23 protein-coding genes are annotated in these 24,561 nt (G+C 56.4%); 4 read left to right on the top strand and 19 right to left on the bottom strand.

Going from position 1 to position 24,561, the window contains the following annotated elements:
* Window positions 1-84 precede the first annotated feature (84 nt).
* Together EAV92_RS25085 and EAV92_RS21685 are read right to left on the bottom strand one after the other, a co-directional pair.
* Window positions 85-1,053 (bottom strand): protein kinase domain-containing protein, encoded by a 969-nt coding sequence (locus EAV92_RS25085; protein ID WP_164472884.1) that lies wholly within the window; start codon window positions 1,051-1,053, stop codon window positions 85-87.
* A 91-nt stretch (window positions 1,054-1,144) separates the two neighbouring features.
* Window positions 1,145-2,176, bottom strand: coding sequence for a DUF3231 family protein (locus EAV92_RS21685; protein ID WP_123043014.1), 1,032 nt, complete (start codon window positions 2,174-2,176; stop codon window positions 1,145-1,147).
* Between the two features lie 166 nt (window positions 2,177-2,342).
* Here EAV92_RS21685 and EAV92_RS21680 point away from each other — a divergent pair, with 166 nt between their 5' ends.
* Window positions 2,343-2,570: a hypothetical protein gene (locus EAV92_RS21680; RefSeq protein ID WP_123043013.1), complete on the top strand. Its 228-nt coding sequence runs from the start codon at window positions 2,343-2,345 to the stop codon at window positions 2,568-2,570.
* Between the two features lie 61 nt (window positions 2,571-2,631).
* Here the strand turns inward: EAV92_RS21680 and EAV92_RS21675 are convergent, their stop codons facing one another.
* Complete coding sequence (locus EAV92_RS21675) at window positions 2,632-3,615, bottom strand: sulfite oxidase (RefSeq protein ID WP_241158347.1); 984 nt, start codon at window positions 3,613-3,615, stop codon at window positions 2,632-2,634.
* A 171-nt stretch (window positions 3,616-3,786) separates the two neighbouring features.
* On the opposite strand from EAV92_RS21675, the gene EAV92_RS21670 reads away from it, so the two are divergent.
* Window positions 3,787-4,881, top strand: coding sequence for a M24 family metallopeptidase (locus EAV92_RS21670; RefSeq protein ID WP_123043011.1), 1,095 nt, complete (start codon window positions 3,787-3,789; stop codon window positions 4,879-4,881).
* Between the two features lie 51 nt (window positions 4,882-4,932).
* Here EAV92_RS21670 and EAV92_RS21665 read toward each other — a convergent pair whose 3' ends face one another.
* Together EAV92_RS21665 and EAV92_RS21660 are read right to left on the bottom strand one after the other, a co-directional pair.
* Window positions 4,933-7,152, bottom strand: a complete 2,220-nt coding sequence (locus EAV92_RS21665; protein ID WP_123043010.1) for a bifunctional 2',3'-cyclic-nucleotide 2'-phosphodiesterase/3'-nucleotidase — start codon at window positions 7,150-7,152, stop codon at window positions 4,933-4,935.
* 286 nt (window positions 7,153-7,438) lie between these two features.
* Window positions 7,439-7,765, bottom strand: a complete 327-nt coding sequence (locus EAV92_RS21660; RefSeq protein ID WP_241158346.1) for a Uma2 family endonuclease — start codon at window positions 7,763-7,765, stop codon at window positions 7,439-7,441.
* Window positions 7,766-7,810: 45 nt separating this feature from the next.
* Between EAV92_RS21660 and EAV92_RS21655 the strand changes: the two genes are divergently transcribed.
* Both EAV92_RS21655 and EAV92_RS21650 read left to right on the top strand, forming a co-directional pair.
* Window positions 7,811-8,284 carry a hypothetical protein gene (locus EAV92_RS21655; protein ID WP_123043008.1) on the top strand — a complete coding sequence of 158 codons (474 nt, stop codon included), beginning with the start codon at window positions 7,811-7,813 and terminating at the stop codon, window positions 8,282-8,284.
* On the top strand, window positions 8,281-8,796 hold the full coding sequence (locus tag EAV92_RS21650; RefSeq protein WP_123043007.1) for a hypothetical protein: 516 nt from the start codon (window positions 8,281-8,283) through the stop codon (window positions 8,794-8,796). Before EAV92_RS21655 ends, EAV92_RS21650 begins: the two co-directional genes overlap by 4 nt.
* A gap of 164 nt (window positions 8,797-8,960) precedes the next feature.
* On the opposite strand, the gene EAV92_RS21645 is transcribed toward EAV92_RS21650, so the two are convergent.
* The 14 genes from EAV92_RS21645 to EAV92_RS21580 all read right to left on the bottom strand — a co-directional run bounded on the left by EAV92_RS21645 (window position 8,961) and on the right by EAV92_RS21580 (window position 24,520).
* Window positions 8,961-9,383: a type II toxin-antitoxin system RelE family toxin gene (locus tag EAV92_RS21645; RefSeq protein WP_123043006.1), complete on the bottom strand. Its 423-nt coding sequence runs from the start codon at window positions 9,381-9,383 to the stop codon at window positions 8,961-8,963.
* Entirely contained in the window at window positions 9,383-9,673 is a 291-nt protein-coding gene (locus tag EAV92_RS21640) for a hypothetical protein (protein ID WP_206424250.1), read from the bottom strand. Before EAV92_RS21640 ends, EAV92_RS21645 begins: the two co-directional genes overlap by 1 nt.
* Before the next feature lie 171 nt (window positions 9,674-9,844).
* A complete protein-coding gene (locus EAV92_RS21635) occupies window positions 9,845-11,215 on the bottom strand; it encodes a TIGR02679 domain-containing protein (protein ID WP_123043004.1) in 1,371 nt (456 codons plus the stop codon).
* Window positions 11,216-11,239: 24 nt separating this feature from the next.
* A complete protein-coding gene (locus EAV92_RS21630; protein ID WP_123043003.1) occupies window positions 11,240-15,337 on the bottom strand; it encodes a TIGR02680 family protein in 4,098 nt (1,365 codons plus the stop codon).
* A 109-nt stretch (window positions 15,338-15,446) separates the two neighbouring features.
* On the bottom strand, window positions 15,447-16,682 hold the full coding sequence (locus EAV92_RS21625; protein ID WP_123043002.1) for a TIGR02678 family protein: 1,236 nt from the start codon (window positions 16,680-16,682) through the stop codon (window positions 15,447-15,449).
* On the bottom strand, window positions 16,675-18,204 hold the full coding sequence (locus EAV92_RS21620) for a TIGR02677 family protein (protein ID WP_123043001.1): 1,530 nt from the start codon (window positions 18,202-18,204) through the stop codon (window positions 16,675-16,677). The genes EAV92_RS21625 and EAV92_RS21620 overlap by 8 nt, the downstream gene beginning before the upstream one ends.
* Before the next feature lie 106 nt (window positions 18,205-18,310).
* Entirely contained in the window at window positions 18,311-18,724 is a 414-nt protein-coding gene (locus EAV92_RS21615; RefSeq protein ID WP_123043000.1) for a hypothetical protein, read from the bottom strand.
* 81 nt (window positions 18,725-18,805) lie between these two features.
* A complete protein-coding gene (locus EAV92_RS21610; RefSeq protein ID WP_123042999.1) occupies window positions 18,806-19,444 on the bottom strand; it encodes a bifunctional 4-hydroxy-2-oxoglutarate aldolase/2-dehydro-3-deoxy-phosphogluconate aldolase in 639 nt (212 codons plus the stop codon).
* A complete protein-coding gene (locus EAV92_RS21605; protein WP_164472882.1) occupies window positions 19,441-20,538 on the bottom strand; it encodes a mandelate racemase/muconate lactonizing enzyme family protein in 1,098 nt (365 codons plus the stop codon). The genes EAV92_RS21610 and EAV92_RS21605 overlap by 4 nt, the downstream gene beginning before the upstream one ends.
* The gene (locus EAV92_RS21600; RefSeq protein WP_164472881.1) at window positions 20,535-21,320 is read right to left on the bottom strand and encodes a creatininase family protein; all 786 of its coding nucleotides are present in this window, start codon (window positions 21,318-21,320) and stop codon (window positions 20,535-20,537) included. Before EAV92_RS21600 ends, EAV92_RS21605 begins: the two co-directional genes overlap by 4 nt.
* Before the next feature lie 23 nt (window positions 21,321-21,343).
* Window positions 21,344-22,291 carry a sugar kinase gene (locus EAV92_RS21595; protein WP_123042997.1) on the bottom strand — a complete coding sequence of 316 codons (948 nt, stop codon included), beginning with the start codon at window positions 22,289-22,291 and terminating at the stop codon, window positions 21,344-21,346.
* Between the two features lie 12 nt (window positions 22,292-22,303).
* Complete coding sequence (locus tag EAV92_RS21590; protein WP_123042996.1) at window positions 22,304-22,771, bottom strand: RidA family protein; 468 nt, start codon at window positions 22,769-22,771, stop codon at window positions 22,304-22,306.
* Window positions 22,772-22,814: 43 nt separating this feature from the next.
* Window positions 22,815-23,642: a carbohydrate ABC transporter permease gene (locus EAV92_RS21585; protein ID WP_123042995.1), complete on the bottom strand. Its 828-nt coding sequence runs from the start codon at window positions 23,640-23,642 to the stop codon at window positions 22,815-22,817.
* On the bottom strand, window positions 23,639-24,520 hold the full coding sequence (locus EAV92_RS21580; RefSeq protein ID WP_123042994.1) for a carbohydrate ABC transporter permease: 882 nt from the start codon (window positions 24,518-24,520) through the stop codon (window positions 23,639-23,641). Before EAV92_RS21580 ends, EAV92_RS21585 begins: the two co-directional genes overlap by 4 nt.
* Window positions 24,521-24,561 lie beyond the last annotated feature (41 nt).

Raw genomic sequence — 24,561 nt, 5'->3', positions numbered from 1 at the left:
CTCCGGGGTTTGTCTGTTAACCCCATCGTACAATGGCGATTAAGCGCGAAGCCATTCCCCGTTTGGGGGATTTTGTCACGAATCTTATAGAAAATGAAGCCTTCGGGCTTCCTCGACTGCCTGAATACGTCTGCCCACCCCGAGTTTGGCGAAAATGTTTTTTGTGTGCGCTTTAACCGTCTCCGTCGTGACCTGCAGCCGTGCCGCAATCTCTTTGTTAGAGGAGCCCGACGCCATCAGAGCCAGCACCTCCAGCTCGCGCGTCGTGAGCTGCGGCACCGCCCCCAGGCCGTCCGTGTACCTCTTCAGCTGCGCATCCGCTTCCGCGGCGGACGCATACCGGTCTTCCGGCCGGACGGCGAGCAGCTTGCCGAGCACCGCCGCCACGCCTTCCGGCAGCGCAGCCAAACCCGCTTCATCCGCGGGCAGCCGCCCGCCGAATAGCTCGTACAACGTCACGCCGAGCGAATACAGATCCGTTCGCGGATCGTAAGAACCGCGGGCGACCATCCCCGTCAGTTCCGGCGCGTTATAGAAGGGATGGCCTTCCGGCGCCTGCGGAGGAGCCGCGGCTACGGTGCCGTCCGAGCGAAGTCGCACCGCTTCCGGCAGTCCGGTGAGATGGACCTGCATGGTTTCCGGCTGCAGCAGAATCGTATCCGGACGAATGTTGTGGTGAATGACGCCGTGTCCATGCAGCTCCGCTACCACGTCGCAAATCGCGCGCGCGGCGGCAAGCGTCTGCTCCGGCGTCCGCTCTTCCTTGCTTATGTAATGCCGCAGCGTCACGCTTTGAAGGATGTGGTGGACGAGCAATACCGTGTCGTCCTGCCATTCAAGCGCATGCGGCTTGAGCACGCGGCTCATTTCCAGCCCGCTCAGAAGCTCGTATTCGTGGATAAGCTTCGCGTTCTCCATCGCCATCCGCGGTCCCGGCTTCACCATTTTAATCGCGGCTACCCGGAGCGTCGGCTGCGAATAGGCGTGTACGACGCGGATCCGTTCATCCTCGTACACCACGCCGAGAAACGTGTAGCCCGGCAGCGTAATCATGGTTGTCCTCCAAATGTCGTCTTGATTCCAGTATACTGGCAAACGATTCGACAGGACAGGCCGGATTTCCGACAGATCGCGCTCGCCGGCCTTATTCGAAGGACAATGCCTCGCGGTCGACAGCTTGCGGCGGTTGCTCCATCCACCCATGATCGATGAGAATGTTCGCGCCGTCCTCCAGATAATTGCCCACTTCCAGAAGCAGTCGTCCGTATTTTTGGGCAAGATCATGTCTCGCGCAGAAAGCCAAAGCATTGCCGTAGGATCGGATTCTCATGGAATACATGTCGAGCTTATGGTACAGCATCAGCTTCTCCGAAAACGGCGAAAACGTGGAGGTCGTCACATAGGGATCAAGGATTGGAGGAGCGGGCAAATTCTCTTTTTCCAGCACCCTGCTGAAAATATCGTAATGCTTGCCGGCGATTTCCCTTCCTCTGTGAAAATAAGATTTTGCTTGCTCCGACTGGGCGACTTGGCCGAATGCAATCAATACGGCCCTGCTGGTCGCGTTATTTTCGATGTTCTCGTACAGATGGGCGATTTCCAGCGCGTGCAACTTCCTTACGTCTCCGAAGAATCCGTTCAGGTAGCTTTGTTTTTTCACGAAATCGCGATGAGTCGGATACGGGATCAACGGAGGTTTGGTCATCAAGCCCTTCGCGATGAGCAGTTCATTCACGCGGTTCATCAATTGGTTCGTAGAAGCCAGACATTGCGTGAAAAACTCGCGGATATCGAGCCTGGTCATTAAACCGACGGCGATTCCGTAGACGCTCATTCCCGCTTTGCCCGTATATTTGAGGTAATGGAGATAAAATTCGTCCGAGAATAACCTTTTCGCTCCTAAATTCACATCCTCCTCGGAGAATCCTGCGGGGATGGGATAATTCTCTTGGTTAAAAATCTGCACGATCGTCTCCACCATCTGGGTGGAAATGTCCAACGCAGTTTGCAAAGTTTGTTCGATTTCCTGATCTTCCACGTTCTGAAGCATGTAACTCAGCACGCGAATGGCCATCGAATTCCCCATATAGGTGGCCCAGAGTTTCGCCTGTTCTGCTGATGTTAAGGGTCCGGCCGCATTTAGCGGAGTTAAAGGAACCGGCTTACTGGGGCTCATTGGTTTTACCATTCTCATGAGGAAACCTCCAGACGTTTTGTTTAAGTTTTCCTCATCGTCCACAAAAAAACTCAGATCGAAGCGAACGGACATGAAATGAATAATCCTCAGGAAAAGACTGCATATTGAAAAGGTCAAATTCACTCATTGAGGAGGATCCCTTCACATGACCGAACAAAACAAATCGGATCAAGCCCAAAACGCGCTCGAAAACGTAGAGCATGCGGTAGACCAAGCGCAATCGCATCCGACGGCGGACAAAATCAACGAAGCGCAAAACGCCGTCGCCCATGCAGAAATCTCCGTCCGGCAAGCCGACGAGAGCAGCCAAGCCGGCGCTCTGTCCCAGCAGCTGAACGAGGAAAAAGAATCGCTCAATGGGCTGAACGACTAAAGCCGTTAATTTTCCTACTTGAACGACATGGCCCCTTCCTCGTCAGGAAGGGGCCATTCCGCTATTCAATCAAGATTTTGATTCGATCCGCCGCGTTATACCCGTACCCCTTCCGGTTCCAGTACGCCCTCATCGGCTGGATCCTGCCTGAGGTGTCCCTGGCTCTCGAGAGTATCGAGTATTCGCCTGCTTGGTTCGCGTCCCAATCGTAGCGCCAAAGCACCCAGCCATGAGGCCGATCGGTAGGTCTTTCTATTTTCGCTTCCCGCCATGAAGTTCCTCCATCCACGCTGATCTCGACCCGATCGATTTCCCCCAGCCCCGTCCAAGCGGTGCCATGAATCGCATGCCTGCCTTTCCTCATGATGGATCGATCCCGCGGTGTTAGAATAGATGAATTCACATGCTGAATCGTCACGGGATATTTGATTTGTGGGTTAGTCTTGTCGGGATAGTACTGGTAATCGATACTTTGAAAAGGCCCCTGAAAAGGCGACTCGGTGACGAAGATTCTTCGAACCCATTTCACCGACGCCATGGCGTACCATCGGGGAACGATCAGCCGGTAAGGGAACCCGTGCCGCGGCGACAGCGGACTTCCGTTATAGGCGTAAGCAAGGAGCGTATCGGGGTGCATGGCTGTCGCAACCGGAATACTGCGCGCGAACGGGAATATTCCCGGCATGTCGTGACGGCGTCCCATGTCCCAGCCTTCCGCGACGACTTCCTGAGCCGACGGTTTCATGCCCGCGTACCGAAGCAACTCGGAGAGGGGAACTCCCGTCCAGACGCCTTGCGCCCACGCCCCTCTTTCCCACTGTTCACCGAACGTTTTCGGCTCGAAAAAAGCCCGTTTGTTGCCCGCGCATTCCAGTACGACGTGAACGTTCCTGGATGGCAGCGAGCGGATCGTTTGATTATCGAAGACACGCGGCTGGGACACCGCTCCTTGAATCGTGATGCGGTAAGCTTCCTCTTGAAGCGTCGGATAAGCAAAATGATTCCTTCTATAGAGAAGCTCTTCCGGGATGTTCGTGAGATTCATAAAATGGACAGGCGACTCTTGATTCTCCGGAACGAGTTGTCTGGTGGTCAAGTAAGGTCTTACGGTTTCGTCAGGCACAGGGTCCACCACGCTTAAGATCATTAACCTAATGTATGGCTGGCGTCGCTCTTTCAGACTCAGTAGAATGGAGGGTGAAAGGCGGTTGATGAGATGACATCCCGAATGAATAAGCTGCATGACTATCTGGACCATAACCGGCTCGACGCGATGCTGATTACATCGCCCAAGCATGTGTATTACTTGACCGGATTCGCCACCAACCCTCACGAGAGATTTCTCGGTTTGCTGCTGCCTAAGGGCGAAGAACCTCTGCTGCTCGTTCCGGCGCTCGATTACGAAGCCGCCCAAGCCGCAGCCGCTTCAACCGTGCCGAACATCCACACGCATTCTGACACCGACGATGCCTATGAGATCCTGAGCAAACTGATGCCCCGAGGCATCCGGAACCTGGGCGTGGAGAAAGACGACCTCAGCGTCCGTCGTTACGAAGCGGTTCACGGGGCGGTGGGCGCGGCGACTTATGCCGATATCGGAGCCCCGCTTCGCGAGATGCGCGCGGTCAAAACGCCGGACGAGGTCGCGCGGATGAAGCACGCCGTCCGCATCGTCGAGGACGTTCTGCGGGCAGGCGTTGCCCGAGTGAAGCCGGGCGTCACGGAGATCGAGCTGGTCGCGGAGCTGGAGTATCAAATGAAGAAGCTCGGTGCGCAGGGACCTTCCTTCGATACGATGGTCCTGTCCGGCGCCAAATCCGCAATGCCTCATGGCACGCCGAACAACGATCCAGTTCGCGATGGCGAGCTGCTCTTGTTCGATCTTGGCGTGTACGCGGACGGTTATGCCTCGGACATCACCCGGACATTCGCGGTAGGAGACATCTCCGTAGAGGCGAAGAAGATTTACGCTGCCGTCCTGGAGGGGAATCTTCGGGCCATCGAAGCCATCCGGCCGGGCGTCACCTTCGGCAGCCTGGACCGCGCAGCCCGGCAAGCGATCGAGGCGGCGGGCTATGGGCCCTACTTCAACCACCGCCTCGGGCACGGCCTCGGCATGGACATTCATGAGTATCCGTCCGTGCACGGCCGGAATGAAGATCTCGTGCAAGCCGGCATGACTTTCACCGTGGAGCCGGGCATCTACGTGCCTTCCGTCGGCGGCGTCCGGATCGAAGACGACGTGTTCGTCACGCCGGACGGCGTCGAGGTGCTGACTTCGTATCCGAAGGAATTAACCGTGATTGGATAAAAGCAAAAGCACCCGTCCCTTACGGAGACGGGTGCTTTGCTTATGCGCGGCTTACTTCTGAGGAATCAGGATTTTCTGTCCGACCCGAATGAGGTTCGGGTTTTTCAGGCGGTTGTATTCCGCCAGCGCGTGCCAATCCACATGGTAGGCTTCTGCGATTTTGGAGAGCCAGTCGCCTGCCTTCACGATGTACACGATGTCCGCTTTAACCGGCGGCTTTTCAGGTTTTTCCGGCTTTTCGGGCTTTTCCGGTTTGTCCGGGGTTGCGGGAACGGCCGCGGTTTTCAAATCGATGCTGTATTTCGCGAAGCCGCTGTCCTCAGTGCTCAAGTACTTAATGCCCTTCATGCTCTTCGCCGCCGTCTGCGCGTTCGGCGAAGTTTCGAACGTGACGTTCACGTTACCCTTGATCGGCGCGAACGTCCAGTTGTTGTCGGCCGACGGATTGATCGTTTTGTTCGCGTTAATGTAGTTAATCACGACCTGACGGTTCTCGTCCGGGGAATCGATGACGATGTTGCTGCCGTCCAGCCCCGGGAAGAAGCCGCCGCCGCTCGCGCGGTAGTTGTTCGTGACCACCACGAACTTCATGTCTTTCGTGACGGGTTTGCCTTGATATTGCAGGTTCACGATCCGGTGAGCATCCGGGTTAACGACTTTCCCTTGATCGTCGTAACGGGAAGCTTGGGTCACGTCGATCTGATACGTAACACCGTCGATGACATCGTAGTTGTACGTCGGGAAGCTGTTGTTGATGAGCGGCTGCTCTTCCTTCTTGTTCGGGTCGATTTGGTTGAATTGCCCCGCCGCCCGCTCCAGCCACTCGCGGACTTGGTCCCCGTTCAGCAGAACGGCTTTCAACGTGTTGGGATAGATGTACAGGTCCGAGACGTTCTTGATGGCGATCGTGCCTGCCGGGATGTCGGTGTAGTAGCTCGCGCCTTGACGGCCTCCCGCTTTGAACGGAGCGCCAGCGGACAGAACCGGCAGCCCTTCGAGCTCGGTGCCTTGGATGTTGTTTTCGACGTACCATTTTTGCGCGTTCGTGACCAATTGGATGGACGGATCGTCCGCCACCAACGCGAAATAGCTGTTAATCGGGGCCGTCGTGGTGCCAACCGGTCCGCGAATGTAATTCAAAGTGGCTTCGTGCTCCGTTTTGATCGCGTCCACGACTTTCGGATCGGACTGCACGAGCGCCACGTTTTGGCCGTCTTTCTTGCCGAGAATCGGACGCGCTTCCGTGTGGCTGTTCGTGACCGTCCATTTTCCGTCTTTTTGCGCCAGGGTGAGATCGACGACGCCGAGGTTGTTGCCCCAGAAGCCGGCCTCCACCACCGCAACGCCGTTAACCGTCCCTTTTTCGAGATCGACGCCCGGCGTATCTTTGAAGGTTGCCGACGGGAACACCACGTGGGAATGGCCGAATAGCAGCGCGTCGATGCCCGGCACGTTTTTGGAGAGCTCCCATGCGGTGTTCTCATCCATGCTGCCGAGCTGAGGCAGGCCCATGCCGCTGTGGTTGATCACGACGACAAGATCGGCGCCTTTGGCTTTCATTTCGGGTACGAATTTTTTGGCGGTTTCCACGATGTCTTTGGCGATGACTTTGCCTTCGAGATTCGCTTTATCCCAGGCCATGACCTGCGGCGGAACGAAACCGATGACGCCCACCTTGATCGTCTGCTCGGCGCCGTTCGAATCCTTCACTTTCTTATCGAGAATGACGTACGGCGTAAAATAGTTTTTGTCGTTATTCGGGTCTTGGTCGTGATCGTCCACGAAAATATTGGCGTTCACATACGGGAATTGGGCGCCCTTCAGCGTTCTTTGCAGGTAGTCGAGACCGTAGTTGAACTCGTGGTTCCCGATCGCAGCGGCGTCATACTTAATCAGGTTCATCGCTTTGAAAACGGGATGGACTTCGCCTTCCGTCTTCATGCCATCCACGCGCGCCATGTAGTCGCCCATCGGGTTGCCTTGGATCAGGTCGCCGGCGTCGAACATCATCGAATTCGGTTTTTCCGCGCGTGCCTGGTTGATCAGCGTAGCCGTGCGAACAAGCCCATACTCGTCCGTGGGAGCGTCTTTGTAGTAGTCGTAGTTCATGAGGGCGACATGGATGTCCGTGGTTTGCAGGAGACGAAGCTCGACGGTTGCGTCTGTTGCTGCTTTGGCACTCGGTACGTTCGACCAGGTCCCGGCAAGGACCGCTAAGCTTAAAGCACCGGATGCCAGCGGGTACAGCCACTTCTTGGTACGCCGTTGCATGGAATCAAACCTCCTGGATAAAATTGGTATGCACCTATGTAGGCGCACCTATTATAGCAAGGCTAATTTGGGAAAGATGTTCGTTTTTGTAAAATGGGGGTCAATGTACGAACTTGGCTAATATTTTCGTATATCGCATGTACACAACAATCTTTATTCACCTTGGTCGGTCACTTCTAAACAACCAAGCGACCGCCTCCCCGTCGGGAAGCGGCCGCTTTTTCACAGATTCGTATAAGATCGCCAACCGGCAAAGCGGTAACCGCTTTTTTGGCTCTTGCCTGCTTTATCCGAAAATCTCGCGAAGGGCGACCCGGAGGCCTCCAAAATGATAAGATTCGGTCTCTTGGTCCGCGCTTTTGAGATAGGTACTGTTGTTCAAGATATCGCCGTCCGCCAATTGATAGATGGTCACCGACTCATTGATCGGGTCGACGACCCAGTACTCCTTTACTGCGCATTGCATGTACAAATCCAGCTTTTTGACCAAGTCCTTGCTTCGGGTAGAAACAGACAGCACTTCGACGGCAAGAGCCGGAATGCCTTGATACCGATCCTTGTGATCCCGGTTATCCGGCCCTCTCTGGGCAGCCGGTATGCATAACGTCTCCAATACAGGAAACAATACTGTGGAAATAAGCAGCTCGGGGGGATTGACGTGGGATTTACCATTCTTTTTCTTGTCGCTTGGCTCCTGGTCGTGATCGCCTTAACGATGAACAAGAAACTTACGTTAGCCGAGAACACCTTCGTTTTTTTGTTGATTCTCGTCCTCAACATTAACTGGTCTTGGATCGCTTTCGAGGAAATGAATCTGGTCGGGATCTCACAGCAACCCCTGCAGAATACGGCGTTTCTCATTAACCGAAGCATCACGATTCCAGTCGTCATCCTGATCGCCATGAACCTGATGAGGAGGGCTCGTTCAATCGGAAGCCAATTGTTAACCGCGGTGCTCTCGGTGGTCCTGCTCGAGGCGATCACCGCGACTGCCCGTTATTACGGAATCGTGAAATTCATCCGTTGGAATTACGGATATGACGTTGTGTACTACTTGGTGTTGCTCGCTATTGCTTATCTTTTGTTGTCAGCCTTTGACCGCGCAGGAGAGAGAGGGGTACAACGGACATGACCCTGTGGCAAAACTTCGACAAGAACGAGATCTCCTTGATTATTTTGAACGTCCTCGCGTACTTGGTGTTTTTTCTGCTGCGGAAGAAGTTCCCTCCTCAAATCCGGAACGTCGCGCTGATGTGGGGACTTGCGGTCGGCATCCTGTTCGATTTCACGATCGGCGGCGGGCTGATCGATTTCTATAAAGTGAACGATTCGAACCGCTACGAGGGCACGGACGTTCTGTACTACATATTGTACGCGCCTTTCGGTTATTTCTTCTTTTACTTTTACGAAACTCTGAAGATCGACAAAAAGACGTTCCTGTTCTACGTGCTGGCATGGTCGTTCGTCGGCTTGGCCTTACAGTGGCTCTTCACCGTTTTGGACATCATCACGCTCCAAAAAGGCTACCGGCTGGCCTATTCGTTCCCCGTGTTCCTGCTCACGCAGACCGTAACGGGGATCTATTTCGAAATGATTCGGAGAAGAAGCCGCCAACCGGCAGGGGGAAGACTGGCTACCTCGTGATACAAGGAAAAGGGAGAGCCTTGCGGCTCTCCCTTCGACATTCCGTCGGCGTGAGCAGAACCTTGTGAATTTTGATCGTATTCAACCTCCGGTTGAGCGCGTGAATTTCGGGTCAGAAAAAAGCCACCCTTCGTCAGGGTGGCCCACATTGTCGGCATCGTTGGTCATTCCATTTGTTTAGATCCTTTACGACGCATCATTTCTTCCCATCGCTTCTGTTTAGCGTGAAGCTTCCGGGCCTCTTCTTTAGTTAGTTTCCGAAATATCTTCATCCGCGAATGTGCTATCTTAAAAGCCATATCACTTGTTCGTCGTTCAATCGTCAGAATATGAACAATTCGAAGTACGTCAACGACTTGATCCGTCACGCGATATACGATTCGAATGCCGGCGTCCCGCAGTTTAATTTCCCTACAGCCTGCCAGTTTGGTCTCATTGTTATTCCTGAGTGCCTTTCCGACTTCATCGGCTCGTTGGACCAATTCGTCGATCACTTTGTTTACGATGCCAAGAACAGAACCATCCAGCCGGTTATATTCATCTTCAGCATCCGGATCGAATCGAACGTCAAAACGCTCTTCTGGCATCACGTTATCGGATTACGCCGGATTTCTTTCCATGATTTCGCAGCTGCTGGATTCCGGTCGATCCGTTCGATGCGCTGTAACAAGATCCGGCGCTCTTCTTCTTCCTCTAAACGAGTGAGCCGATCATAGATTTGCTCGAAGAGCTCATAGCCTATGAGTACAGAATCAACGGTGCCGTTATCCGTAATGTACTGCGGGAGCTCCTTTGCTTTTTTTCGAAGGTCGCCGAATTTTTTGGCTGCATCCGATGACGTGGTCAGCTGATCCACGTTAAAAGTCGGTTTCGCCATCGTCCTCACCATCCTTAAGTCCCCCTTGCTTAATTTATTTTATGCCCCATTCATGAATTGACCATAACTTCCTACCCAATATGTTACGTAAAATTATACGGACTAGCAAGTTGTTCTTAAAAATCTCGTGAAGAAAGCCACCCTGGGAAGGGCGGCTCCTTAACTAAATCCTTAAACGAGTTGAAGATCCTGCCATAACCATTCGACCAATAATTCCTGATAGACCTTCGTTCTCATCTCGATCATATCGGAAATCAGCTCCTCATCCCAAAGAACCTGCAGCCGCTTCAAACGTACTTTTTCATCATCGCTGAGCGGGAGGCCGTGCGCGGACACTTGCCGATAATCGTCGGCCGACATTCGCCACGCACGAAACCGGCTCCCATACCTCCGTTGCAGGAAACCGGCGATTTCCAGCCCTTTGACGTCTAGATCACCAGCATAGATCAATGTTGTTTCTGAGTCGTTGCCTTGTGGAATCAAACACCGGTCCAGCCACCGAAGCGTGGCTGAACTCGGATACCCGTTTACGCATACGAGCATGACGTCATTCGTGGACCAGTCTAGCCCTCGATCGAGAAAAGCACCGAACAGAGATGGATTTTCTACCGCATAAATCCGTGAGACACGAGGAATTCTGTCCGAGCGCTCGACCTGCCGAAGGGTTAAAATCCGCTCTTCCTGATCCCCCGTCCAGCACGGAGCGTAAAATATGACCTGCGAGCTAATATCGTCATCCGCAATGCCCGCTGCGCGGTAAAGCTCCCGACGAAGCAGCGCCCCCTCAGCCAGCCAAGCATCGACTGACAACTCGCCCGTAAAGTTCTCCTCATCCTCGTCTAAATCCGCTTGCGGCTCCCCTTTCTGCCCCCAAACTGCTTGAATTCCACTGATCAGAAGCCTTCCGAGCGGTTCTTTCCAGTCAAACGCGTGCGCGTCGCCCGTGGAGACAGCCGCAAAAACAGGAAGTCGGATGAGCGATTTCGAGCGGGAAGCCTGACGATCGATCAATTCCATCAGCGCCGACAAGCATATCGCCAAATGACTTTCCGCCACGGAGAAATCGATATCCGCGATCTTACGAAGCGTCCGGGTTCCGACCGCCGTCCGCTCGTTTAATTGGTTAAGCCATCTATATACCGGAGCGTGGAGGCTATCCGTGCCCGAGCGAACGAGACCGGACGCCGACGAGGCGTTCTCGATCATTCCCCGCCATGCTTCCTCATGCCATTGCTTGCGTTCCGAGCGTATGGCCACCGGGCGTCCATCCAGCAGTTCCAGCATGTCCCGGACCCCGCCGCCAAAGGGGCTGCCGACCAAACTTGCTTCCAGATCGCGAAGCTTGATGACCGCCGGTTTCCCCGGAGGATGGTACTCCCCCATCAGGGAAGAGACCTCTTGACTCTCCTCCTGGGTCAACTCTCTTAACGTAACGTTGCCTTTGGCACCAAGCGCATCGAATTTCTGCCTGACGGCGGCAATGAGCCGGGCCAGACCCGGCTGCTCGAAATACGTTTTCCAAACTTGGCGATCCTTCTCCATGCAGCTAGTCCTTTCCGCACCGCGCTATTCGACGAGTTCGCGCTGTTTGCCATTCCACCGGTAACGGAACAGCGTAACGTAATCTGCGTCTTTAGGGCGATAGATTTCCACGATCCCCAGACGAGGCACCGTATCGTAACATCCCCACAGCGCCTGGGAAGTCATCATATAATCGAAATCCATGTCCGTGAGCAGCTCGAACAAATCCCGGATATTCTCGTCGTCGACACCTGCGAACGCTTCGTCGAGCGAAATGATCCTCGGCGTCTCCGGACCGGCATCGGCATAGCGGGAAGACGTGGCGGCGAACAGCGGAATGTACATGCTCATCGCCTTCTCCCCGCCGCTGAACGTATTGAAACGGGCATCCGTAAGCGGTCGGTACGCGGTCGCTTCCCCTTTCTGATACCGCAGCTCGAATTGGAACCAGGTGCGGTAATCGAGGAGCTCGTAAATCTGCTTGCGCAGCGATTCGCGTTCTTCCTGCGCCGCCTGTTTTGCCCATCCGACCCGGGAGCGGAAGTGCCTGCTCATTTCGTCGATTTCGGAGGGATGCAGCAGCCGGGCGTCCTTCATCAGCAAATCGACCAGTTTCTCGGCGTTCATTTCCTGTTCCGATTGCGCGGGTCGGGGTACCCAGTCGAGCTGCAACCTGAATGCACCCGACGTGTTGCGTTGTCCCATCAGCTTATTGATTTCTTTGATCCAGTGGGACGCTCTCTGTATTCGCTGCCGGATTGCCTTGCCTACGCTGCGAAGGATGATTTCCTCGTACAGCTCGCGATCCTTCTCGCCGAGCAGTCCGTTCTGTTCTTCGATGTAGAACTCCACTTCCGCCAGCAGAACGGCCGGCGATTTCGGGCGGCTGCGGTCTTGCATTGAGAGCATTTGAAGCCGTCCGGTTTCAGGTGTTTCCTGCATTTCCAAGGCATAATCCAACAGCAAATGCTTCACCGCATGAAACTGGTCGTGCAGGCTCGTCGTCGCGCTCGATACGCTCCTGCCGGCAAGCGATTGAAGTGACGAACGGATCTCGCGGCACAGCCTGTACCCCGCTTCCTTGTCCTCGTTCGAATCTCCCGAAGGAGTAGACGCCACCCAATCGGAAACCAGCCCTAAACCAAGTTCCGTCCGCCATCGATGGAGCGCTCGGTCCGTCCTCATCTGCTCTTCCCGAACCCGCTCCTCCCGGTTTTTCTCCCTCTCCTGAAGGACGGCAATTTCCCGATCGGCCGCCCGGATTTGCCTATCCTCCCGGTTACGACGTTCATCCAGCGAGCGCTTGCTTAGTTCGAGCGCCGAGATTTGTTCGTACAGGTTCTCGATGCCTTGTTCCTTCATCCACTTGCGCAAGCTGTCCGCCTGGACCTTGGTTTGCTGCCGTTTGACGGACAGCTGATCCAGCTCCTCTTGTTCGTTCTCCTTCGTTTCCGCCAGCTCGGCGAGCTCCGCCCGGATGCGTTCCAGCGTTCCGGACGCTTGGCGATATTGCTTCCACTCCGACCACAGCGCCGTAATATTCTCCGAATAGGATCGCATCTGCTCTGCCGCTTCCCGCAAATCGTTCAACGTCTTCAGCCGCGACCAGCCCGACATGCCGGCCACGAATTCCGTCCGCAGCCGCTGCCAATCCGCGGTCATTTGCCGAAGCCGTTCCGACATCCGCTGCTCTTGTTCAACCAATACTTGCATGCGGTTAAGTGCCGTGGCCCACTCCTGTAATTTCTCCTGCAGACCAGCATCGTCCGGAAAATCATTCAGCTCCGCTTCCGCTTCGGCGGCCCGTTCCCGCAATTCGCGCAGCGATTCGCCGATTCGCGTCAGTTCGGTCTCCCACGCTTCGATCTCGGCTTCCAATCGGGTCATCTGCGTTTTCTTGTACCGGCGTCTTGCTTCTTTGCCGATAAATTGAGCCGGTCCCTGCGAAGTTATTTTGCCGTGCAACGGTCCCAGATGAAACTTGCCGAATCCCAGCGTCGGCATAGCCGCTTCCCCGACACCCCATACGGCATCGGCCGACAGGGACCGAATCCCCACGTCATCCTCGGACCAGGCGAAAGAGCGCAGCACGGCTTCGATCGCGTCGGTCGTCAAACCGCTCTCTTCCGAAGGGGACGCTTTCAAATAGTCGGCCAGCGTATAACCGAATTCGATCGGCTCGGGAACGGCCCATGTTTCCTCCCCTTCATCCGTAACCAAAAACGTTCTACCGTCCAGTGAAATCCAGGCATCGAGCACACCCGCGGATGCGAGCGCGGCTTCCAGAAGCCCTTGTTTGACCTCGTCAATATGCGGCTGAAATTCGCAAACCGCATACAGCGGAGCCCCTTGCCCCGCCTGACGCGATTCGCGCTCCCGTGACCGCTTCTCGGTCCTTGCCGGCTCGGGTTCGCGGCTCTCCTTCCAAGCCTGCAGCTCGGCCGCAGCCGCGGACCGGCTGGTTTCCGCCGCCTGCTTCTCGGCGATCAGCCTCAGCTCTTGCTCGGTCAAACCGCGCCGAAATCTGTCGTGCGCTTGCACCGCAAACGCTCTGACGTTGCCGTAAGTTCGATGGGAAACGGTCAACTCAGACAAACGCCGAAGCATGGCGGATAATTCTTCCTCCTCCAGAGCGAGATGACGCAAGCTGCCCCGCCACCGTACGATCCACTCTTTCTGTTCCGCCAACTGTTTCTCGCAGGCCTTCTCTTTGTCCGCGACATTACGCTCGCTTTCATCCCGTTGCTGCCGCACATCGCCGAGCTCTCTATCGTAGGCTTCGACTCGCCGGGCTTCTTCCCTCTCCCGCTCTCCAAGCTGAAGAGCGGCCGCGAGCGCTTCCCGATGCTTAGCCGCGTCGGCCCGCCACGGGGCCAGAAAAGCGTCATTGTCCGGCGCTCCGGCGTTCCAGTAACGATGGTACACGTCGTGTTGGTAAAATTCGGAGTCCCGCGCCATCCCTTCCATTTCTTCGAGAACATCCCGCTGACCTCGCCGTCTGTCCTCCGCTTCGCGCTCCGCCTCTCCGGCATCGCGCTCCAGCCGCTCGATCTTCGTCTCGGCCGCGGTGAGCCTGGAACGGCTCTGTTCCTCACGGCGTAACGTCTCTTGGATCGTATCTTCCAGGCGTTGCAGCTCTTCGTGTTTGCCGATGCCGTCATGGCGGCTCAGCACGTCGAGATCCGCCTGTACCGACGCCAGGGCTTTCTCGGTCTCTTCGAGCTTGCGAACGTTCTCTTCCAGGTCTCGCTCTTTGTGCTCCCGCTCGCTATGAACGGCTTTCCACTCCCTAACGGCAGCGTCCAGTCCGGACTTGGCCTCCATCGCCTGTTCCGACGCTGTCAGCAGCAGAAGCCGATTGTAGCGGTCATACACCTGTTGCAGCTTGTCCAGCTCCTGCCGCTGAAGCTTCAATTCTTCCAGCCGGTCCGACATCTGGTCCAAATCTTCCAGCACTTCCGACAACGGACGTAGATCGTCCTCCTGCAGGGGGGGCAACGCATCCGTCAGGATCTCATAGATCGCCGAAGGTTTGAAGTCCTTGGACAGCTTCGGGCTGCGAAGCTGAATGAGCAGCTCCAGCAGGTCGCCGTATGATTCGCTGTCGTAGAAGCCGAACAATGCATTGTTGACGAGCTGCTGATAAGACTTCTGATCCTGAACGACCTTCCCGCCCGCACCGATCCGCTCTTCCAATTCGCGCCTGTCCAGCGGATATTGGGCTTTCGATTCGATCCAGGCGTTACGGTCATACAGCCAGAAATCCAGATTGATTCTGCGCCCGTCGTCCAACACGAAACCCCAAAACCCTACGTTCGCACTGTTTTTCTTCGCGCGGAGGCCAATGCCGATCGTTTTGTAGAAATTTTTAACCGGGTGATGGAACTCCAGCCAGAGATACCCGATCCGGTCCGTATGGCGGTCGTCTTCCCCCAGCAAATAATATTCGATACGGCGGTCGCGGGAACCGAACGGATCCAACCGTTTTGGATGCTTGTTTCCGTCGAGAACAAGGGGGATGAAGCTCTGCATCGTAACGGACTTCCCCGCTCCGTTCGTCCCCCGGAGCATCAGCCTCCCCTGTTCCAGCACAAACTCCTCGTCGTCGTAGTACCAGAAATTGAAGATGCCGGCGCGCGACATCTCCCAGCGGGTTCTCACCCGCTCCTCCCGCGTTGTCTCCTCTTGCCTCGATTCCCCCGCCAGTTCCCTCTCCGTTAAGCTCACGTTGCCCACTCCCCGTTTTCAGTGCCTAACCGAAATCTTGAAAATCGTCCGTGCGATACTCCGCGTTCCAGCGGCTCAGGGCGGGACTTACCGCGAACCTGTCGCTTGAAACCGGCTTGCCGAGGCCCCACTCCGTAAGATGATTCATTAACTCCTGAGCGAGTTCTCCGGATGTCATGTCCAGATGCCCCTTGCTCCAATAGGCCTTATGCTTCTGGCTCAACACCAGGAGAAGCGTCTCCACGTCGCTTCGGGAAAGGACGACCGTTCCGTCTTGTTCCGGATACCAAACCGCATGCTCTTGATGGATTCTTCTGCGTATCTCTCCGGCAAAAAGCAAAGCCAAATCAGAGATCGCCGACGCCGTCGGAAAGAGAGCGGCTTCACCCGTCGGATCGGGATGGAAGACAAGCAGCCCCTCGCGGTAACGGCTGACTTCCCACCCGAACATGAGCTGCAGCTGGTCGGCGATCGAGCGGCGCTGGTTGATCACGTATTTCAAATCTTCCGGATCCCAGTCGCTGTCCGTGACGACCGGCTCCAGCAGCAATCTGCGGTAAACGCGATGGCGTCTTCGCCTGAGCTCGCCTTCCGTCGTTTCCGGGTAGACACCCAGGGCGTGCATATCGTCAAGCGATTTGTAATGGGCCATCTCGTCCGGAAATTGCCGCAGGATGTACCGGGAATGCGGAGAGCATTCGTACAGCACGTTCTGTTCCTTGTTGTTTGCCCAGTCGCCTTCTTCCCCGTCGATAGCCGCCAACGCTCCAAGCTGCCGAAGCCTTTTGAGCGCCCTGACCATCGACAGCCGATGCGGATAGTGCCCCCAATCTATGGTCAGGCCTTGTCCCACCATTTGCTCGCGTATATGTTCAGCCATATCGGTCAACAGAAACTGATCCAGCTCGGTCTTGTTTTCCAAGTACCAAAGCCCATAAGTGAAAAATACGTAGTCCCGGGTTTCCCGGAATTCAACGAAGCCCATCCAGGACTCCGCGTGCAGCGGGGCCTTGTCCAACTTGGCCATGGTACGGGTCAGAATCAGCATGAAACCCGTAAACTCGGCGAACCAGTCTCTGAGCTCCCGATACTGGTCCTTCACCCAATAGAAAAGCTCCGGATCGTCTTCCTTGCGGATCCAAGGACGATTCAGCAGCGCATTCGCGCATTCGCGCCGCCTGGAGGTCCAAACGTCCGAACCCTCCCTGGCCTGCGCCCGCATCCGCCTAATCGCCCAGGAACGCGCTCCGCCCTTAGCCATTCGCCTTCGCCATCCTTTCCTCCAGCGCATACCCGAACGACAGCGAATAGTCAGGCATTTCCAGGTCCCCGTCCGTACAGCGCAGCGTAACGCGTCTGCCTTCTGCCGCTTCCGAGAGGGTAATGCGATAACCGTCGGAGGTGACGAAAGACCGCTTCTGGCTGGCCGTGCATCGTCCGATCCAACTAAGCAGCCGCAGCCGGTCGCGCGGCGCGAGCACGCCGAATCCTTCCAATGCCACCGTGCCGCGTTTCGCCAACCGTTCCAGCAACTCGCGCTCTTCCCGCAGCTGCGCCTCGACGACTTCGCGATGCTGACGCTTGCGTTCCTCGTCCGAACGTACCGGCTCGGCCTCTCCTTTACCCAGGCGTTTCAAACTGCGGGAGCGGATGCCGCGCACGAAAGGCGGTTCCTCCCACATCGACGCATCCGCACGGTCCGTCGTACGCACGCGCGAATCTTCTCCTTGCAGGTGTCGGCCGGGAAACAGTCCGAATACGTATGCGGCCAGACGATGCGCTTCTTCCAACGACTCGGACTGGTCGAACCGCCGCGCAAGCCACTCCAGGTCCTTCCTGCGGCTAACTCCCACCCGTCTGCGTTCCTGAAGGCGCAGCGCGCTTCGCACCACCTTCGCGATCGTATCCTTCGTCGCTCTTTCCAGTTGCTGAAGCTCGCTGATTTCCCGATCGTCGCCGAGAAACCAACGCCGTAGGTTCATCCAACCCCGTGTCCATTGCTCCAGCAGTTCTTCCCGCGTCGATCCGGCCTCAAGCCGAGGCTTAGCCATTTCGTCGTCCACGGCCTGTTCCAGAAAGAAATCCCGGATCACCGGAGTAATTAGTTGCAGATGCCCTTCTATTTGATAAGCGCTTTGCTGCAAGCCCCGGACAAAATGCTGCAAATAGTCGGTCAAGCGATCCTTCATGGAGAGAAAAGCGTCCGTGGCCATCATTTCCTCCGCCTGGATCGAGTTCATGCTACCGATGAAGTCCGCCGCATTCTCATGCATTTGCTTAAACGCATGAAATAACTTATCCCAACAGGCAAGAGCTTCGCCGCCGCGGAAATCCCCGACTTTCTTTCGAATGTCCAGCAAGCACTCCGCAATCGTATCGAGGTATGTCGTCTCGAGCGAACCGCCATACCCTTTGATCGTCTCCAGCGTTTCCAGCATTCTCTCGATCTCGATAGAGTACGGCGTCAGCAGATAGAGACTCTTTTTGCGCATGTACTCCTCGATCGTGACTGCTCTTCCTCCATCGTGCCTGGAAGCGAGATTTTGCCAATTCTTCAGAACCTCCAGATCCGACATGCATTGTTCCAACGTGTAATTCTCAAGAACGCCCCATGCACATACTCCTTCGTAAACTTCCTCCGGACGCATCCAATAGCGAAGCCGCTGATACTCGAGGTAAAAAAACTTCATGACCGCTCGATACCGCGCTACATTGTGGTCGGCGTTCAAATAGCGCAGCTCCGGCACATCGCGAAGACCGGCGGCCGTTATGGCGTTTCTCATGGCGAACCTCCTGTTTATTTTTGATCATCGTTTGCGTCCGATGGCATCATCAACGAGTTTTTTTGCGGTACCGTTTTAAAAATAGGCAGCCAGCACCGCGCATCATCTACACTTCCAAACTCAAAGAATACCATTTTGTTCTCGCTTGGAACGAAAATTCCAATTGCTCCCCGGCTACTCTTTTGGTCAGCATGATACGCATGGCCATATCGTAAGTCGGGATAACAAAATTTTGCAACATCAAATGTATACGATCAACTGGAATATCATAGTTAATGGTTGAAATAATTGATCGGGAATGCACGGGTGGCCTGAATCCTATACGCATATAGAAATCAGCCGTACTCAAACGTCGATCGATGGCTAGTAGTGCAATTTGGGCGGGGAAGTGATGTTGTTCATTGAAAGTAAAAAACCCGACTAAGTTTTGATTTTCATCAAAATATAGTCGGGTAATCGCAATCTTCTTTTGATATAGAGGCAGCGCTTGCTCTTTAAAAATTCCTTTCAGTCGGATCACTAAAAGTTACTTCAGTGGGTGCTTCGTCAACAATCTATCCCTTCGCATACGGGAAGGGTCTCGGGCTTTCTGTTATCTCTATTATAAAACTTTCGCGATCGCCTCGACATAACGCCGTGACCGGTCCGCAAGAAGCAACTCCCATCCGTCCAAAGTAAAGTCGCGCGCGCTCACCAGGCTCCCGCCGACGCCCGCGCAGACGGCCCCCGCGCGCAAGTATTCGCCCACATTCTCGGGCGCCACGCCGCCGACGGCCATGAGCGGCGTACCGTTCAGGGGAGCGAGCACTTCCTTGAGGTACCCGGGCCCGAGGCTGCCGCATGGAAACACCTTCACGATGTCGGCGCCCAGCCTCGACGCCCGGACGATTTCGCTTGGCGTCATCGCGCCCATGTACACCGGAATCCCGGCCTCGCGGGCGACGGTCGCGGCTTCTTCCGTCACGCACGGCGTGATCAGGAACGCGGCTCCCGCCCGGATGGCCGCCTCCGCGTCTTCCCCCGTGATCACGGTTCCCGCTCCAATCAGCATTTCATTCCCGTACTCCTTGCGGAGACGAGCTATCTGCTCCAACGCTCCCGGCGTATTAAGCGTCACTTCCACGGCCCGGATCCCGTTGCCTGCCAGCACGCCGACGGCTTTCACCAGATGCTCGTCGGGGACGTTGCGCAGAATGGAGACGATCCGCTGCCGCAGGACCTGTTCCGTAACCGGGTTCATCGGACGGTGAAGTCCCGGACGGCGTCTTCGTCGAGCTCGACGCCCCAGCCCGGTCCTTCCGGGAGGACGAGGCAGCCGTCTTCGTAGGAGAGGTCGACTTTCAGGATGTCTTTCTTCACGAACTGCGGACCGACAAGCTCCGAGGCCAGGTCCGACCCGGTGAGCGCCGCGCAGAAGTGCCCGTTCGCCACCGTTCCGACGCCCAGCTCCAGCATGCTGCCGAGGAGCGGTTTGATTCCGGCGGATTCGGCCACCGCGGCAAGCTTCAGCGAAGGGAATAAGCCGCCGGACCTCGCGGTCTTGATGTTCAGGATGTCGCCGCCCACGTAGGCCGACACGCGGAAGGCATCCTTCAGCGTCAGGACGCTTTCGTCGATGACGACGGGAGTCGGGCTGTGGTCGCGGACCATGCGGAGCCCGTCCAAATCCCAATGGGGAACGGGCTGTTCGATGTGGGCCGGACGGTACGGTTCGAAATCCGCCAGCTTCTTCAGCGCTTCCTTGCCTGTCCAAGCCTCATTGCCGTCCAACCGGAGCTGCACGTCGTAGCCGATCGTTTCCCGGATCAGTTTCACGCGGGCGACGTCGGCCTCGTGCTCCGTGCCGACCTTCAACTTGAAGACCCGATACCCTTCCTGCTTCTTCTTCAACGCTTCGGCCGCGAGCTGTTCCGGATCGCTGGCGCTGAACACGGCCGTCACCTGGACCGGGCGGTTGTTGCCTCCCAGCAGTTGATAGACCGGCACTCCGTAAGACTTGGCGGTCAGATCGTACAGTGCGTAGTCAATGGCGCTCTTGGCATAGCGTTCACCCTTGACCGTCCGGCTCATGATGTCATGAATAAGGCCGATGTTGCGCGGGTCCTGGCCGACCAGTAGCGGCTTGAAATACTTGCCGATCGAGAAGACGACGCCCGCCTGACTGCCCTCGTCGTAAATCGGAATGGTGGCCGCTTCGCCGAGTCCGGTCATGCCATCCTCGGTGATCACCTTTACGATGACGAAGTCGGCCGTCGCCCGGACGCCGTAGGCGGCTTTGAACGGTTTCAACAATGGGACGCTGACGGGAATGGCTTGAATGTCCGCGATTTTCATTTGGCTTCCTCTCCTCCCCATACGACTTGAATCAGATCCGCGAATTTGGCGATGATCGCGTCCGCGATCCGCTCGCCTTTCTCCTTCGAAGCCAGCGATGGAGCGCCGATCTGGCCGAGCTCCGTCCAAGCCTTGAAAGGCTTATAAACGCCGTATTTGTTAGGCGCGAACATGTCGTTGCCGAAATACGGCGTGCTGTCCAGCATGACGTCCCGGATTTCCTCTTGCCGGACGTCCTCAGGAGAAAACAGCATTTTAAGAGAGGTCTCCAGCTCGCATGCATGGCTGATCCCGCCCATTTCGGACTCCCGAATGTCCCCGATGACATCGGAAATCAGATTCCAATACGTCACGTAGACCGGAGATATGCCATGCTGGACACCGATCTCGTCAACGACCGTTTTCAGCAGGGAGATGTTCCCCCCATGGCTGTTCAAGAGAAGCACGCGTTCCACGCCATGTCGGATGAGGCATTCGATGATGTCGTTCACCATGGCGAACAGCGTGGATTGGCGAAGCGTAATCGTGCCGGTGAAATCCATGTGGTGCGGGGAAAACCCGGACCATACGGGCGGCAGGACCAGCGTTCGAATCGGGGAGGCTTGGGCCACGCGCTGGGCCAAGCTGAACCCGAGGTCGGTATCCGTGTTGATGGCCAGATGCGTGCCGTGCTGCTCCGTCGCGCCTACCGTAACGATAACGATCGGGTTCTCTTCTTCGATGATGCGCTTCAATTCGTAAGTCGTATGGGAACTCCACAAAACGTTGCTCAATGTCCTCACCCGTTCCTTCCTGATGTCTTCCTTCAGCGAACCGTGTCTTCTACGGGATACAGGCATTCCAGCTCCGTGAGATCGGGCAGCCCTTCCCAATCGCCCTTGATCGTGACCGCGTAAGAACCGAGCACGTTTCCGAGCATGACGGCCTCCGCATGGGATTGCCCCTTCAGCACGCCGGACAAGAATCCCGCCGCGAAGGCGTCGCCCGCCCCGATCGGATCGGCGACTTCTTCCACCCGGCAAGCCTCGATCCATCGGCCGCCATCCCGGTCGTATAGATATGCGCCCTTCTTACCGTCTTTAATGACGACCGCCTCAGGCCCCATCCGGTGAAAATAGCGAGCCATATCTTCAATGGAGGCAATCCCCGTCAACAGGCGTCCTTCCGAATAGCCGGGCAGGAAGTACGTGCATTCGGGAATCAGGGCCAGCAGCGTTTCACAAGCTTTATCCGCGTCCCACAGCTTCAACCGGAGATTCAGGTCGAAGGAGACCGGTACGCCAGCCTCCCTGGCATAACGGATCGCTTGGCAGACGGCCGCGTGGCATGAATCGCTCAAGGCCGGCGTGATGCCCGTGACGTGCAACATGCGGGAGGCCCGGATCCATTCCTTATCGACGTCTTCCGAACATAGGCGGGAAGCCGCTGAGTTCGAACGGTAGTAATAGACGTTCATCAGCCGGTTGTTCCGTCGTTCCTTGAACATGACGCCGGTGGACGCCCCGGCATCGGCGATGACCCGGCTCACGTCGATGCCTTCCGATTTCAACGTCCCGGTAATGTATCGCCCGAATTCGTCGTCGCCGACGCGGCTGAGCCAGCCCGCGCGGTGTCCTAGCCTGGCGAGGCCGATCGCGACGTTGCTCTCCGCCCCCGCCATGTGTTTCTTGAATTCGCTCACATGCCGAAGCGGACCCGTTGAGGAAGGATCGAATACGACCATGCTCTCCCCGAGCGTAACGATGTCGTTCATGGTGCACCTACCTTATTCGCATTCGACGATCATTTCGATTTCCACCGGAATGTCAAAAGGCAGCTCGTTGGCCGCGACGGCCGAACGAGCGTGTCTGCCGCGTTCGCCGAACAACTCGACGAGCAGATCCGAACCGCCGTTGATGACCATGGGCTGCCGGTTGAAGCCTGGCGCGCTGTTCACCCAAGCCAGCAGTTTCACGATCCGCTTCACTTTATCCAGGCTGCCGAGCTCGTTCTTGATTACGGCCAGGCAGTTGAGCATCACGTGTTTGGCCGCGTCATATCCCTGCTCGAGCGTCAGCTCGCCGCCGACTTTGCCGACGTATTTGTATTTTCCGTCCTCGATGGGACCTTGGCCCGAAATGAACAGCAGGCTGCCCGTCCGCACGGCCGGCACGTATGTCGCGACGGCAGGAGCTACCCGGGGCAGCTTCAAGCCGAGCGATTCCAATTTCTCCAGTACCTTGTCTTGATCCACTTGAGGGTTCCCTCCTTACCGAATCTTCCGACCCGAAGGTTGCTTATTTCGAATTCCGGACGGCTCCCAGCGAGAAGCCCCGGACCATGTATTTCCTCGTCAGGATGGCGAATACGATCGGGATGGCGCTTACGACGGTCGATGCCGCCGCCAGCTTGCCCCATTCGATCTCGCGGGACCCGAAGTACGTCGTCAGATGGACCGGATAGGTCGCCGCCACGTTGCGCGTCAGGATCGACGCGAAGAAGAATTCGTTCCATGTCATGATGAAGACCAGGACGGCCGTCGTGATGAGTCCCCCTATCGACAAGGGCAGCGTGATGCGGAAGAAGGAAGTGAGCGTCGTGCAGCCGTCCACGTAGGCGGCTTCCTCGATCTCCTTCGGGATTTCGTCGAAAAATCCGCGGGTGAGCCAGACGCAGAGCGCCAGGTTCATGAACACGTAAACGCCGATCATCCCGAGCCGGGAATCCAGCAGGTGGACTTTCGTCATGAGCAGGAAGAAGGGAACGCCGAACGCGACGGGCGGCGCCATGCGGGTCGTGAGAATGAAGAAGAACAGGTTCTCCTTCTTCCGGATGTTCATGCGCGCGATCGCATAACCCGCGAGGCTGCCGACCGCGACGGTGATGAGCACGGTAGCGAAGCTGATGACGATGCTGTTCCACAGCCGGTCCGTGAACTGCCCTTCCGTGAAGATGGCCCGGTAATTGTCGAGCACGGGCGAGAAGAAGCCCAGGAAGTCGGCGGAGTTGACGGATTTGGCAGGTTTTAACGACGTGGTGACGAGCCAGAGGAACGGGAACAGCGTCACGACCAGGTAGATCCACAGACCGGCGTGAAGGAGCGGCTGTTTGGCTTTCGCTTTCATCGGCGGTCTCCTCCGTTGAACGTGTTGGTGTACTTGACGAGAATGAAGCAAAGCATGGATGTGATATTCATGGCGATGAAGCCGAGCGCCGAACCATGGCCCATGTCGAACCAGCTGAAGCCGACCGTGGCGAGATACGTGTTGAGCGTCTCCGAGGAGGTCCCCGGGCCGCCCGCGGTGACGAGCTGGATGGATTCGTATACCTTCAGGGAATCCATGAGGCGGAGCAGCAGCGCGATCACGATGAACGGCTTGAGCATCGGCAAGGTCACGCTGCAGAAAACGCGCAGCGGCCTTGCGCCGTCGATGGCCGCCGCCTCGTAAGGTTCGCGCGACAGCGTCTCGATGCCGGCCAGCAGGATCAGGATGACGAGCGGCGTCCATTGCCAGATGTCGATCAGGACGGTGGACCAGAGCGCATAGGCCGTATTGCTGAGAAAATCGATTTTGGGCAAGCCGACCGCTGAGAGCATCCGGTTGAAAATGCCGAAATTGTAGTTGTACATGAACTTGAAGTTATAGGCGGCGACCGTCGGCGAGATGACCATCGGGATCAGGAATGCCACTTGGTAGAACGTCTGCAGGTGCCGGATCTTGGACAGCATCAGGGAGACCAGGAGGCCGACGACGAAGGAGACACTCACGCTGACCGACACAAACAGGACAGAACGGCCGAGCGCTTCCCAGAAGCGGACGTCCGTAAGGACGGTGCCGTAATTCCGTAGGCCGATGAACTCCCGGGACGTAGGATCCGTGAGCGTGTAATTGAAGAAACTCGTCCACAACGCCTGCAGGGTAGGGTAGATGCCGAGCAGCGCGAAGATGATCAGGGCGGGAAGCAGGAACCACAGGGCAGGGTTACGCAGCAGGCGGTTCAATTTACGTTTCCTCCTTTCCCGGACGCGGAAACCGGGAACGG

This window comes from Cohnella candidum (assembly GCF_003713065.1).
Taxonomy (GTDB): domain Bacteria; phylum Bacillota; class Bacilli; order Paenibacillales; family Paenibacillaceae; genus Cohnella; species Cohnella candidum.
The sequence above is the reverse complement of the archived record's forward strand: the minus strand, read 5'-3'. Positions and strand labels throughout refer to the sequence as shown.